General features: G+C 61.6%; 9 protein-coding genes. All 9 read left to right on the top strand.

The features are described from left to right. The first annotated feature begins 162 nt into the window (after positions 1–162). The 9 genes from GRH90_RS21825 to yegS all read left to right on the top strand — a co-directional run bounded on the left by GRH90_RS21825 (position 163) and on the right by yegS (position 14392). Positions 163–1419, top strand: coding sequence for an MdtA/MuxA family multidrug efflux RND transporter periplasmic adaptor subunit (locus GRH90_RS21825; RefSeq protein ID WP_162368085.1), 1257 nt, complete (start codon positions 163–165; stop codon positions 1417–1419). Next, entirely contained in the window at positions 1419–4538 is a 3120-nt protein-coding gene (locus GRH90_RS21820; protein WP_162368084.1) for an MdtB/MuxB family multidrug efflux RND transporter permease subunit, read from the top strand. The genes GRH90_RS21825 and GRH90_RS21820 overlap by 1 nt, the downstream gene beginning before the upstream one ends. Next, positions 4535–7621: a multidrug efflux RND transporter permease subunit MdtC gene (gene mdtC / locus GRH90_RS21815; RefSeq protein WP_162368083.1), complete on the top strand. Its 3087-nt coding sequence runs from the start codon at positions 4535–4537 to the stop codon at positions 7619–7621. Before GRH90_RS21820 ends, mdtC begins: the two co-directional genes overlap by 4 nt. Before the next feature lie 7 nt (positions 7622–7628). Continuing rightward, positions 7629–9092, top strand: coding sequence for a multidrug transporter subunit MdtD (mdtD, locus tag GRH90_RS21810; protein WP_162368082.1), 1464 nt, complete (start codon positions 7629–7631; stop codon positions 9090–9092). Beyond that, positions 9092–10477 (top strand): envelope stress sensor histidine kinase BaeS, encoded by a 1386-nt coding sequence (gene baeS, locus GRH90_RS21805; RefSeq protein WP_162368173.1) that lies wholly within the window; start codon positions 9092–9094, stop codon positions 10475–10477. Before mdtD ends, baeS begins: the two co-directional genes overlap by 1 nt. Continuing rightward, a complete protein-coding gene (gene baeR, locus GRH90_RS21800) occupies positions 10474–11184 on the top strand; it encodes an envelope stress response regulator BaeR (protein ID WP_162368081.1) in 711 nt (236 codons plus the stop codon). Before baeS ends, baeR begins: the two co-directional genes overlap by 4 nt. Positions 11185–11268: 84 nt before the next feature. Beyond that, entirely contained in the window at positions 11269–11607 is a 339-nt protein-coding gene (locus GRH90_RS21795) for a YegP family protein (RefSeq protein ID WP_162368080.1), read from the top strand. A gap of 156 nt (positions 11608–11763) precedes the next feature. Beyond that, positions 11764–13152: a prephenate-dependent tRNA uridine(34) hydroxylase TrhP gene (gene trhP, locus GRH90_RS21790; protein WP_162368079.1), complete on the top strand. Its 1389-nt coding sequence runs from the start codon at positions 11764–11766 to the stop codon at positions 13150–13152. A 340-nt stretch (positions 13153–13492) separates the two neighbouring features. Continuing rightward, on the top strand, positions 13493–14392 hold the full coding sequence (yegS, locus tag GRH90_RS21785) for a lipid kinase YegS (protein WP_162368172.1): 900 nt from the start codon (positions 13493–13495) through the stop codon (positions 14390–14392). The last annotated feature ends 60 nt before the right edge of the window (positions 14393–14452 follow it).

Here is a 14452-nt window from a genome sequence, read left to right as displayed (position 1 = left end):
TTCGGGGCAATTTTCGTACCAAAGCGACACTCCCTGACAATACCTCCACAGTTCCTCCATTTTTAACCGCGCTTTTTTGTCTAAACTGGATATATCATTCTCCTTTATGCAGGGACGTGCGATTCTGATGCCCTGTCCGTATGATTGCAGGTATATCGATTGATGAAGGGTAAACGCAATGGACGCTTATTGCTCCTGATAGCGGCGCTGCTGATAATCCTTATCGGCGCGTTTTTCCTTTGGCGGCAGGGCAAGGGACAAACCGTCGCCGAACCCGCCGGCGCCGCCCGTTCCGGCGGCGAACGCCCCGAGGCCGGCCGTCGCGGCGGCAGTCGCCCGGGCCGTCACAACCAGGCATTGTCGCCGGTCCAGGCCGCCATCGCGCAGGCTAAATCGGTGCCGCGTTTTGTTACGGGCCTGGGCACCGTGACCGCCGCCGGCACCGTGACCGTGAAGAGCCGGGTGGACGGCCAGCTGATGGCGCTGCATTTCGCCGAGGGCCAATGGGTCAAGGCGGGCGCGTTGCTGGCGGAGATCGATCCCCGTCCGTTTGAGGTGGCGCTGCTGCAGGCCAAGGGCCAACTGGCGAAAGACCAGGCTACCCTCGCCAACGCCCGGCAGGATATCGCCCGCTACCGGCAGCTGGTCAAAACCAGCCTGGTCTCCCGTCAACAGCTCGACACGCAGCAATCATTGGTGCGCGAGGCCGAGGGCACGGTGCAGGTGGATCAGGCGGCGGTGGCCAGCGCCGAACTGCAGCTGGCCTATAGCCGCATCACCGCGCCGATGGACGGGCGGGTCGGCCTGCGCCAGGTGGACGTGGGCAATTATATTACCAGCGGCGATACCACCGGGATTGTGCTGCTGACCCAAACGCGGCCGATCGATGTGCTGTTTACGCTGCCGGAAAGCGAGATCCCAAGCGTTATCGCCGCGCAGAAAACCGGTAACGCGCCCTTGGTCGAGGTGTGGGATCGCACCAATAAAACCAAGCTGGCCGAGGGCGCGCTGCTCAGCCTGGATAATCAAATCGACGCCGCCACCGGCACGGTTAAGCTGAAGGGCCGTTTTGACAATACCGACGACAGCCTGTTTCCCAATCAGTTTGTTAATGTCCGCATGAAGGTGGCCACCCTGCAAAACGCGGTGGTGATCCCGCCGGCCGCGGTGCAGATGAGCAACGACGGCCACTTTGTCTGGGTGCTGAACGATGAAAACCAGGTCAGCCAGCATCGGGTAACCACCGGCATGGAAAACAGCCAGCAGGTGGTGATCACCGCCGGTTTGCAGGCGGGACAGCGGGTGGTTACCGACGGCGTCGACCGGCTTACCGAAGGGACCAGGGTGGAGGTTATCGCCCCCGCCAGCACGCAGCCCGCCGTCGTCCGCTCCCCTGAGCGCCGTGGGGAAAAATCCTGATGGAAGTGTTGCCGTCCAGCCATAACGGCGGTCCCTCGCGCCTGTTTATCATGCGGCCGGTCGCCACCACGCTTTTGATGATCGCCATCCTGCTGGCCGGCATCCTCGGCTACCGGACGTTGCCGGTGTCGGCGCTGCCCGAGGTGGACTACCCGACCATCCAGGTGGTGACCCTGTATCCCGGCGCCAGCCCGGATGTCGTCACCTCCGCCATCACCGCGCCGCTGGAGCGGCAGTTCGGCCAGATGTCGGGATTAAAGCAAATGGCGTCCCAAAGCTCGGGCGGCGCGTCGGTGGTCACGCTGCAGTTCCAGCTGTCGCTGCCGCTGGACGTGGCCGAGCAGGAAGTGCAGGCGGCCATCAATAACGCCACCAACCTGCTGCCGGACGATCTGCCCAATCCACCGGTTTACAGCAAGGTCAACCCGGCCGATCCGCCGATCATGACGCTGGCGGTCACCTCGACGTCCATGGCGATGATCCAGGTGCAGGACATGGTGGAGACCCGGGTGGCGCAAAAGATTTCCCAGGTGAGCGGCGTGGGCCTGGTCTCGATTTCCGGCGGCCAGCGCCCGGCGGTGCGGGTCAAGCTTAACGCCCCCGCGCTGGCGGCCTATGGCCTGGACAGCGAAAGCGTGCGCACCGCCATCGACGCCGCCAACGTCAACTCCGCCAAGGGCAGCCTGGACGGGCCCGAACGCTCGGTGACCCTGTCGGCCAACGATCAGATGAAATCCGCCGAGGATTACCGCCAGCTAATCGTCAGCTGGCAAAACGGCGCGCCGGTGCGGCTGCGCGATGTGGCGACCATCGAACAGGGCGCCGAGAACAACCGCCTGGGCGCCTGGGCCAACCGCCAGCCGGCCATCGTGATGAATATCCAGCGCCAGCCCGGCGCCAACGTCATTGCCACCGCCGACAGCATCCGCGCCCTGCTGCCGTCCTTGACCGCCAGCCTGCCGAAGTCGGTCACCGTCTCGCTGCTGGCCGATCGTACCGACAATATCCGCGCCTCGGTCAGCGACGTGCAGTTCGAACTGCTGCTGTCCATTGCGCTGGTGGTGATGGTGATTTACCTGTTCCTGCGCAACGCCGCCGCCACCATTATCCCGGCCGTCGCCGTGCCGCTGTCGCTGGTGGGCACCTTTGCGGTGATGTACCTGCTTGGATTTTCCATCAACAACCTGACCCTGATGGCGCTGACCATCGCCACCGGTTTTGTGGTGGATGACGCCATAGTGGTGATCGAAAATATCTCCCGCTATATCGAGCAGGGGGAAAAACCGCCGGCGGCGGCGCTGAAGGGCGCCGGCGAAATCGGCTTTACCATTATTTCCCTGACCGTGTCGTTAATCGCGGTGCTTATCCCGCTGCTGTTCATGGGCGATATCGTCGGGCGGCTGTTCCGGGAATTCGCGGTGACGCTGGCGATAGCCATCCTGATTTCGGCGGTGGTGTCGCTGACCCTGACGCCGATGATGTGCGCGCGGATGTTAAGCTACGAATCCCTGCGCCGCCAGAATCGTTTTACCCGCGCCAGCGAACGTATTTTCGAACGGGTGGTGGCCGGCTACGGAGGCTTGCTGCGCAAGGTGCTGTTCCACCCCTGGCTGACGCTGGCGGTGGCGATGTCCATGCTGGCGCTGACCATTATCCTGTACCTGGCGATCCCGAAAGGCTTTTTCCCCACCCAGGACAACAGCGTTATCCAGGGCACGGTACAGGCGGCGCAAAGCGTGTCGTTCAGCAATATGGCGCAGCGCCAGCAGGAAGTGCTGTCGGTGATCATGCGCGATCCGGCGGTACGCAGCGTCTCCTCGCTGATTGGCGTGGACGGCACCAACGCCACGCTGAACAGCGGACGGCTGCAGATTAACCTTAAACCCCTGGACCAGCGGCAGGACCGGATCGGCGTGGTGATCGCGCGTTTGCAGCGGGCGACCGCCGGTCTGACCGGCATCCGGCTGTATCTGCAGCCGGTGCAGGACCTCACCATCGATACCCAGCTCAGCCATACCCAGTATCAGTTCACGCTGCAATCCCTGTCCCTGGACGATCTGGGCAAATGGATACCGCCGCTGCTGTCCCGTTTGCAAAGCCTGCCGCAGCTGCGCGATGTGAGCAGTGATTTGCAGGATCGCGGGCTGGAGGCCTATATCAAGGTCGACCGCGACAGCGCCAGCCGGCTGGGCATCAGCATGTCGGATGTGGACAACGCGCTGTACAACGCCTTCGGCCAGCGGCTGATTTCCACCATCTACACCCAGGCCAACCAGTACCGGGTGGTGCTGGAACAGGATACCGACCAGCTCTCCGGAATGGCGGCGCTCGACAATATCCGCATCAAGGGCAGCGACGGCAACATGGTGCCGCTCAGCGCCATCAGCAGCGTGCAACAGCGCCTCGGCGCGTTATCCATAAACCATCTCGAGCAGTTTCCCGCCGCCACCGTCTCGTTTAACCTGGCGCCCGGCTATTCGCTGGGCGAGGCGGTGCAGGCCATAAACCAGGCCGAGCAGGACCTGGATGTGCCGGACAGCGTCGCCACCCGTTTCCAGGGCAGCACGCTGGCCTTTCAGTCGGCGCTCGACAGCACCGCGTGGCTTATCGCGGCGGCCATCGTGGCGGTGTATATCGTGCTGGGCGTGCTGTATGAAAGTTTTATCCATCCGGTGACCATCCTGTCCACCCTGCCCACCGCCGGGGTGGGGGCGTTGCTGGCGCTTATGATATCCGGCCACGAGCTGGATGTGATTGCCATCATCGGCATTATCCTGCTGATCGGCATCGTCAAGAAGAACGCCATCATGATGATCGATTTTGCGCTGGCCGCCGAGCGGGAAAAGGGCATGACGCCTTACGACGCCATTTTCCAGGCATGCCTGCTGCGTTTCCGGCCGATCCTGATGACGACCCTGGCCGCGCTGTTCGGCGCGTTGCCGCTGATGTTCAGCACCGGGGTCGGCGCGGAGCTGCGCCGTCCGCTGGGGATCTGTATGGTGGGCGGGCTGGTGGTTAGCCAGGTGTTGACGCTGTTCACCACGCCGGTGATTTATCTGCTGTTTGACCGCCTGTCGCGCCACAGCCGGCCCGTTGTCGATAAGCCGGAAACGACGTGAAATTTTTCGCCCTGTTTATCTACCGCCCGGTGGCCACGCTGCTGCTAACGCTGGCGATTGCCCTGTGCGGCGCGATCGGTTTTCGCCTGCTGCCGGTGGCGCCGCTGCCGCAGGTGGATTTTCCGGTGCTGATGGTCACGGCGTCATTGCCGGGCGCCGCCCCCGAGACCATGGCGTCCTCGGTAGCCACGCCTCTTGAGCGCGCGCTGGGCCATGTGTCCGGAGTCAACGAGATGACCTCCAGCAGCTCCCTGGGCAGTACGCGGATTATTTTGCAGTTCGATTTTGATCGCGACATCAACGGGGCGGCGCGCGACGTGCAGGCGGCGCTTAACGCGGCGCAAAGCCTGCTGCCCAGCGGCATGCCCAACCGGCCGCAGTACCGCAAGGTGAATCCATCGGATGCGCCGATCATGATCCTGACCCTGACCTCGGACACCTATAGCCAGGGCCAGCTCTATGATATTGCCTCCACCCAGCTGGCGCAGAATATTGCCCAGATGGACGGCGTCGGCAACGTGAACGTCGGCGGCGGGTCGCTGCCGGCGGTACGGGTCGAGCTTAATCCCCAGGCATTGTTTAACCAGGGCGTGTCGCTCGACGAGGTACGCGAGGCCATCAGCCTGGCCAACGTCCGCCGCCCGCAGGGCGCGCTGGAGGACCCGCAATCCCGTTGGCAAATCCGCACCAATGACGCGTTGTACCACGCCCGGGAATACCAGCCGTTGATTGTGCATTATCAAAACGGCGGCGTGGTGCGGCTGCAGGACGTGGCCAAGGTGCGCGATTCGGTACAGGACGTGCGCAACGCCGGCATGTCGAATGATAAACCGGCCATTTTGATCGTGATTTTCCGCTCGCCCGACGCCAATATCATTTCCACGGTGCAAAGCGTCCGGGCGGCTATCCCGGCCCTGCGCGCCTCGATCCCGGCCGGCATCGAGATGAGCGTCGCGCAGGATCGCTCGCCGACCATTCGCGCCTCCCTTGACGAGGTGGAGCAGTCGCTGGCGATCGCGGTGGCGCTGGTGATCCTGGTGGTATTGCTGTTCCTGCGATCCTGGCGCGCCACCCTGATCCCGGCCCTGGCCGTGCCGGTGTCGCTGATCGGCACCTTTGCCGCCATGTACCTGTGCGGGTTCAGCCTGAACAATATTTCGCTGATGGCCCTGACCGTCGCCACCGGTTTTGTGGTGGATGACGCCATCGTGGTGGTGGAGAATATCGCCCGTCACGTGGAGTCCGGCATGAAACCCCTGGCGGCGGCCCTGTTGGGGGTGCGCGAAGTCGGCTTTACCGTGCTGTCGATGAGCCTGTCCCTGGTGGCGGTGTTTATTCCGCTGTTGCTGATGAGCGGCCTGCCCGGCCGGCTGTTCCGCGAGTTTGCCGTGACGCTGTCGGTAGCCATCATGATTTCACTGGTGGTGTCGCTGACGCTGACGCCGATGCTCTGCGCCCGCCTGCTGGGCAAGGATCCGGCGCGCGTCGATAATAAACCCGATGGTTTTACCGTCCTGATGCTGCGGCTGCAGGGCGGCTATGCGCGTTCGCTGCATTGGGTGCTCAATCACGCCGGCTGGGTGCTGTTGCTGTTCCTGGCCACCCTGGCGCTGAACGTCTGGTTATATATCGCCATACCCAAAACCCTGATGCCGGAGCAGGACACCGGGCGGATACAGGGTTTTATCCAGGCCGACCAGAGTATTTCCTTCCAGGCGATGCGCGGCAAGCTACAGGATTTTATGAAGATCGTGGCTGCCGACCCGGCGGTAGATAATGTCACCGGTTATACCGGCGGCTCGCGCACCAACGCCGGGTCGATGTATATCTCCCTCAAGCCTTTATCCGAGCGCAGGGACAACTCCCAGGACGTTATCGCCCGCCTGCGCGCCAGGCTGGTCAAGGAGCCGGGCGCCGATCTGTATTTATCGGCGGTGCAGGATATCCGCGTCGGCGGACGGGAGTCCAACGCCGCCTACCAGTATACCTTGCTGGCGGACGACCTGGCCGACCTGCGCGCCTGGGAGCCCAGGGTGCGCCTGGCGCTGGCGGCGCTGCCCGAGCTGGCCGATGTCAACTCCGATCGGCAGGATAAAGGCTCGGAGCTCGGCCTGGTGTATGATCGAGACGTGCTGGCCCGCCTGGGACTGGCGGTGTCCGACGTCAATAACCTGCTTAACAATGCGTTCGGCCAGCGGCAGATATCCACCATCTACCAACCGCTGAATCAATATAAAGTGGTGATGGAAGTCGCGCCGCAATATACCCAGGACCCGGGCGCGCTGGGCCAGATGTTTTTGATTAACGCCACCGGCCAGCCGATCCCGCTGTCGGCGTTTGCCCATTGGCAACCGGCCAACGCGCCGCTGTCGGTCAACCACCAGGGCCTCTCGGCGGCGTCGACCCTCTCCTTTAACCTGCCGGAAGGCGTGGCGCTGTCCACCGCGTCGGCGGCCATCGAGCGCGCCATGACCGGGCTGGGCGTGCCCGCCAGCGTGCGCGGCACCTTTGCCGGCACGGCCAAGGTGTTCGAGCAGACCCAGCAATCCCAGCTGTGGCTTATCGTGGCGGCCATCGCCACGGTGTATATCGTGCTGGGCATCCTCTATGAAAGCTATGTGCACCCGCTAACCATCCTATCCACCCTGCCTTCGGCCGGGATTGGCGCGCTGCTGGCGCTTGAGGCGTTCAGCGCCCCGTTCAGCCTGATTGCCATGATCGGCATCCTGCTGCTGATAGGCATCGTGAAAAAGAACGCCATCATGATGGTGGACTTTGCCCTGACCGCCCAGCGGCAAAGCGGCATCAGCGCGTCCGACGCGATTTTCCAGGCCTGCCAGCTGCGCTTCCGGCCCATTATCATGACCACCCTGGCGGCGCTGTTCGGCGCGCTGCCGCTGGTGCTCGGCAGCGGCGACGGCGCCGAACTGCGCCAGCCGCTCGGTATTACCATCGTCGGCGGGCTGGTGGTCAGCCAGTTGATGACCCTGTACACCACGCCGGTGATTTATCTGTTCTTTGATAAATTACGCCTGAAAGGGCGTCCGTCCCGCGCCGGCCTTGTTATCCCAGAGCAAGAGTAACCGCGACATGCAATGGCATCCATTTCATCATAAAACCGCCCCCGCCGAGCCCCGGCCCTCCGCCTCGGTGCACTGGCAACTGTGGACGGTGGCCTTTGGCTTTTTTATGCAAACGCTGGACACCACCATCGTCAATACCGCCCTACCCTCGATGGCGCATAGCCTGAAAGAAAACCCGCTGCATATGCATTCGGTGATCGTTTCTTATGTGCTGACGGTAGCGGTGATGCTGCCGGCCAGCGGCTGGCTGGCGGATCGGTTCGGCGTCAAGAAGGTGTTTTTCAGCGCTATCCTGTTGTTTACCCTGGGCTCGCTGCTGTGCGCGCGGGCCGAATCGCTGCAGGAGCTGGTGCTGGCGCGGGTGGTGCAGGGCATTGGCGGCGCGATGATGGTGCCGGTGGGACGTCTGACGGTGATGAAAATCGTGCCGCGCTCGCAGTATATGGCGGCGATGGCTTTCGTCACCATGCCGGGCCAGGTGGGACCGCTGATCGGCCCCGCCCTGGGCGGCTTCCTGGTGCAATACGCCAGTTGGCACTGGATCTTCCTGATCAACCTGCCGGTGGGCGTTATCGGCGCGCTTATCACCTGGCTGCTGATGCCGAACTACAAAATGGAGACCCGCGGGTTTGATATCGGCGGTTTTGTCCTGCTGGCGGTGGGCATGGCCACCATGACCCTGGGGCTGGAGGGGCGTAAAGGACTGAACATCGGCCCGATATATATCGCCGGCCTGATGCTGACAGGCTTGCTGGCGCTGTTCGGCTACTGGCTGCACGCCAGGCGTAATGAAGACGCGCTGTTTAACCTGCGGTTGTTCGATACCCCGACCTTCTCCATCGGTTTGCTCGGCAGCCTGCTGGGACGGATCGGCAGCGGCATGCTGCCGTTCATGACGCCGCTGTTTTTACAGCTCGGCATGGGCTACACCCCGTTCCACGCCGGGCTGATGATGATCCCGATGGTGATCGGCAGCATGGGCACCAAGCGCATCATCGTGCGGTTGGTCAACCGCGCCGGCTATCGTAACGTCCTGACCGGCGCAACGCTCGGGCTGGCGGCGGTCAGCCTGGTATTTCCGCTGGTGGCGCTGGCGGGCTGGACTTACGCCATCCCGGTGGTACTGTTTTTCCAGGGGGTGGTCAACGCCATGCGTTTCACCTCGATGAACACCCTGACGCTGAAGGATTTGCCTGATTCCCTGGCCAGCGGCGGCAACAGCCTGTTATCGATGGTGATGCAATTGTCCATGAGCCTCGGGGTGACCACGGTGGGCATCCTGCTCGGCCTGTTTGCCGGCACGCAGGCGCCGCTGGCGACCAGTGATATCCACGGCGTATTTATCGCCACCTATTTATGCATGGCGGTGGTGATCGCCCTGCCGGCGCTGGTATTTGCCCGCGTACCGCCCGATACCACGCCAAACGGTCTGCTGTCGCAACGCGACCCGGACGGGCAACAGAGGTCATGATGAAATTCGGCATTACCGCAAAACTGTTTCTCGCCATTTTCGCCACCTGCATGCTGGTGGTGATCACCATGCACTGGGGAACACGCGTCAGCTTTGAGCGCGGTTTTATCGACTATATCAAACGCAGCAATAACCAGCGCATCGAGCTGTTGGGCAACGCGCTGGCCGATCAGTATCAATTGCACGGCGACTGGCGTTTCCTGCGCAATAACGATCGTTTCGTCTATCAGCTGCTGCGATCCTTCGAACAAAATCTGGAGGAAGGCAAAAACCTGCCGCCCCATGGCCTGCGCACCCAGATCTGGGTGGTGGACGCCCAGCGGAAAAAGCTGGTCGGCCCGGGCGGTCCCCTGCCGGACGAGGGCCCGCGCCGCGCCATTAACGTCAACGGCACCCTGGTCGGCTGGGTGATGTCGACGCCGGTGGAACGGCTGACCCGTGACGCGGATATCAGCTTTGACGCCCAGCAGCGGCGCACCAGTTGGCTGATTGTCGGCCTGGCCGGGTTGCTGGCGGCGGCGGTAACCTGGTTAACCGCGCGCGGCCTGCTGGCGCCGGTTAAACGGCTGGTGGGCGGTACCCATCAGTTGGCCGCCGGTAATTTCTCCTCGCGGGTGGAGACCGGCACCCAGGATGAGCTGGGGCGCCTGGCCAATGATTTTAACCAGCTGGCCATGTCGCTGGAAAAAAACGACGCCATGCGCCGCGAATTTATGGCCGATATTTCCCACGAGCTGCGCACGCCGCTGTCGATACTGCGCGGCGAGCTGGAGGCGCTGCAGGACGGGGTGCGGCAGCCGACCGGCGCATCGCTTTCATCGCTGCAGGCGGAAGTCACCATCCTGACCAAGCTGGTGGACGATCTGCACCAACTTTCCCTGTCCAATTCCGGGGCGCTGGCCTACCGCAAGGATCGGGTGGACGCCATCCATATATTGGCTATTGCGGTGGCGTCGTTTCGTGAACGCTTTATGATCAAGGGCCTGGAGCTGACCTTATCGTTGCCCGACAAAGCCTGGATCTTCGGCGACGCGGATCGCCTGACCCAGCTATTCCTCAACCTGCTGGAAAACAGCCTGCGCTATACCGACGTCCCGGGCAGCGTGGCGCTCGAGGGATGGATCAGGGACGACAACCTGACGCTGCGCTGGCGGGACAGCGCTCCCGGCGTCGAGGATAAGCAGCTTACGCGGATTTTTGAACGATTCTACCGTACCGAGGGTTCACGCAATCGCGCCAGCGGCGGTTCCGGGCTGGGGCTGGCGATTTGCCAGAATATCGTGGACGCCCACGGCGGAACGATATCGGCCGCGCATTCGGCTTCAGGCGGCCTGCAAATCACGGTACAATTACCGCTCTATCCCCGGGCACCCAGGACATTATGAGCGAACCAGACACAGCGCCGTTAACCATCCTTATCGTCGAGGATGAGCCCAAGCTGGGGCAATTATTGGTGGATTACCTCCAGGCGGCGGACTACCGCACCCATTGGCTGACCCGGGGCGACGAAGTGGCCGATTACCTGCTGAAAACACCGGCCGCGCTGGTGCTGCTGGATTTAATGCTGCCGGGCCGCGACGGGCTGGCGGTATGCCGGGACATCAGGCGCTTTTCCGATGTGCCCATTATCATGATGACCGCCAAGACCGAAGAGATCGACCGGCTGCTCGGGCTTGAGATCGGCGCGGACGACTATATCTGCAAACCCTACAGCCCGCGGGAGGTGGTCGCGCGGGTCAAGGCCATCATGCGCCGTTGTTATCGCCCGGCGGCATCCGCGCCGCTGCCCAGCCCGCTGAAAATCGATGAAAACCGGTTCAAGGCCAGCTATCGCGACCGGTTACTGGATTTAACCCCCGCCGAATTCCGGCTGCTGAAAATCCTCGCCGGCGCGCCGGGCAAAGTGTTTTCGCGCGAGGCGCTGCTTAACCAGCTGTATGACGATTACCGCGTGGTCACCGATCGCACGATAGACAGCCATATCAAGAATCTACGCCGCAAGCTGGAGTGCCTGGCCGACGACGTGGTGTTTATCCGCGCCGTCTACGGCATGGGCTACCGCTGGGAAGCCGAACCCGGAGATTTAGTTTAACCGATTCAGCCACGGTGACGACCGTTATCGTCTCCTATACTTCTTTGAGCGCGCAGGCGCAGTGTAAGTTAAGGAGGAGCCGACATGGCAACCGTACACTATGAGCTGGAAAAAGTCAGGAATGGGCATTTTATCTTTAGACTCAAGGGGATTCACGACGAAATCATTCTCTCCAGCGCCACGTTCTGCAGCAAGGCGTCAGCGGAGAATGCCATTCATTTCGCCCGATATAACGCCCCGGACGAGAATAATTACGAGTTAAAGAGCAGTATGGACCAGCATGCCTATTTCATTCTCAGGGGAGGTAATTACCAAATCCTCGGGCAAAGCGGCCCGTACAATTCCGAAACCGCCGCCCGACGAGGCATTAAAGCCGCGATGGAATGCGCCGCCACCAAAGAGATCATGGATTTGACTCACTGACCCGTCTACGCCTGGGGCGCGCTGCGCGTGCCAGGCGCCATGAATTAACCCTGCGTTTCATCGGTTTTTGCTGATTTTTTCCCCGCCAGGGGCTAAAATCCCGTGCTTTACTGCCCGCGCAAGGGCAGCCTGTCTTGATATCAGACGAGATTTATCATGTTTACTCCCGAACTACTCTCTCCCGCGGGTTCGTTAAAAAATATGCGTTACGCCTTTGCCTACGGCGCCGACGCGGTATATGCCGGCCAGCCGCGTTATAGCCTGCGGGTGCGCAATAATGAATTCAATCACGAAAACCTGTCAACCGGCATTAACGAAGCCCACGGCCTGGGTAAAAAATTCTATGTGGTGGTGAATATCGCCCCGCATAACGCCAAGCTGAAAACCTTTATCCGCGATCTGACGCCGGTGGTCGAGATGGGTCCCGACGCGCTGATCATGTCCGACCCCGGCCTGATTATGCTGGTGCGCCAGGCATTTCCGGCCATGCCCATCCATCTTTCGGTACAGGCCAACGCGGTTAACTGGGCGACGGTGGAATTCTGGCACCAGGCCGGTCTGACCCGGGTTATCCTTTCCAGGGAACTGTCGCTGGAAGAGATCGAGGAAATTCACGCCCAGGTGCCGGAAATCGAGCTGGAAGTGTTTGTCCACGGCGCCCTGTGCATGGCCTATTCCGGCCGCTGCCTGCTGTCGGGCTACCTGAATAAGCGCGACCCGAACCAGGGCGCCTGCACCAATGCCTGCCGCTGGGAATATAAGGTGCAGGCGGGTAAGGAGGACGACCTGGGCAATATCGTCCACCGGCATGAACCCATCGCCGTCACCCAGGTTGAACCGACCCTTGGCATCGGCGCGCCGACCGGCCGGGTGTTTATGCTGGAAGAAGCCCAGCGCCCCGGCGAATATATGAGCGCGTTCGAAGATGAACACGGTACCTATATCATGAACTCGAAAGACCTGCGGGCGATTGCGCATGTGGGACGCCTGGCGGCGATGGGCGTGCATTCCCTGAAAATCGAAGGCCGCACCAAATCCTTTTATTACTGCGCGCGCACCGCCCAGGTCTATCGCCGGGCAATCGATGACGCCGTGGCCGGCAAGCCGTTTGATGCCGGCCTGCTTAACACGCTGGAGGGCCTGGCGCACCGGGGTTATACCGAAGGGTTCCTGCGCCGCCATGTCCATGAGGATCAGCAGAACTACGATTACGGCTATTCCGTTTCCGACAGCCAGCAGTTTGTCGGCGAGTTTACCGGCGCGCGCCGCGACGGGCTGGCCGAAGTGGATGTGAAAAACAAATTCTCCCGCGGCGACAGCGTCGAGCTGATGACCCCGCAGGGCAACGTCAGTTTCACCCTTGAGCGGATTATCACCGGCAAAGGCGCCGAAGCCGAGGTGGCGCCGGGCAACGGCCATACCGTTTACCTGCCGATCCCGCAGGAGATTGATGTGCGCTTCGCAATCCTGCTGAGAAACCTGCCGGGCACGTCCACTCGCGATCCGCACGCAAAAGTCGCGGCGACAGACATAACCGCCGGTTAACTATTACACACAAAAACGGCATCGTTAATCTGGAAATTAGAATTGGGTCACAATACGCCGGCGGGGCAAAGCGTATGATGCGCTTGCTGAATCAAAACGCAAAACAATGACCCAGCTCCACCAGGAACCACCTCTTTCGCCAGCTCATCCTCCCTTGAGCTGGCTTTTTATTTGGCGCGGCCTTTTTTTTTAACGCATTATCGTCCCTGTACGTTTCCCGCGTTTTTTCCCGCCATTGAACGCATATTCCTGCTCGACATTCCCGAAGCGATATATAGTATCTAGGCTGTATCACCGCGAAAAACCATTACTCCAAGGGAAAGCATCAATGGAATCAGCCATGTTAACCGCGCCCGCTGCGCTGCTCATCGTGAACGGCAAAAGCGCGGGTGATGAAGAGCTCAGAATGGCGGTGGAGCGGCACCGCGAAGCGGGCTACCCGCTTCATGTGCGCGTGACCTGGGAGCATGGGGACGCGCAGCGTTATGTCGAGGAGGCCGCCCGCCTGCGGGTAGAAACGGTTATCGCCGGCGGCGGCGACGGCACCATCAATGAAATTGCCGGCGCCCTGGTGCTGCTGCCGGCGGAGCATCGCCCCTGCCTGGGCATCCTGCCGCTGGGCACCGCCAACGATTTCGCCCTCAGCTGCGCTATTCCGCAGGGGCTGGATAAGGCGCTCGCGCTGGCCATTAACGGCAAGCCGGCCGACATCGATATTGCCCAGGTCAATCACGATCGCTATTTTATCAATATGGCCACCGGCGGTTTCGGCACCCGGATTACCTCCGAGACCCCGGCAAAACTGAAATCCGCCCTGGGCGGCGCCTCCTATTTTATCCACGGCCTGCTGCGCATGGATACCCTGAAAGCCGACAGCTGTGAAATCAAGGGACCCGGGTTCAACTGGGCGGGCGAGGCGCTGGTTATCGGCATCGGCAACGGCCGCCAGGCCGGCGGCGGGCAGGCGCTTTGCCCGGACGCACTGATTAACGACGGCCTGCTGCAGCTGCGGGTCTATGCCTCCGAGGCGCTGTTGCCGATACTCCTGAACAGCCTGACCAGCGATGAGCAAAATCCCCATGTGATATCCGCCTCGCTCCCTTGGCTTGAGATCGAGGCGCCCCATGAGGTGACCTTCAACCTCGACGGCGAACCGCTGAAGGGGAAAAAATTCCTGATTACCGTCTTGCCAGCGGCGCTGACATGCCGTTTACCACCGCTCTGCCCGCTGCTGGGCTGATAAATACGCGCTTAACGGCGTTGGGTTCGGCCTGGGATTTGATCTTCCGCACATTAATGA

This window comes from Acerihabitans arboris, assembly GCF_010131535.1.
Taxonomy (GTDB): domain Bacteria; phylum Pseudomonadota; class Gammaproteobacteria; order Enterobacterales; family Enterobacteriaceae; genus Acerihabitans; species Acerihabitans arboris.
The sequence above is the reverse complement of the archived record's forward strand: the minus strand, read 5'-3'. Positions and strand labels throughout refer to the sequence as shown.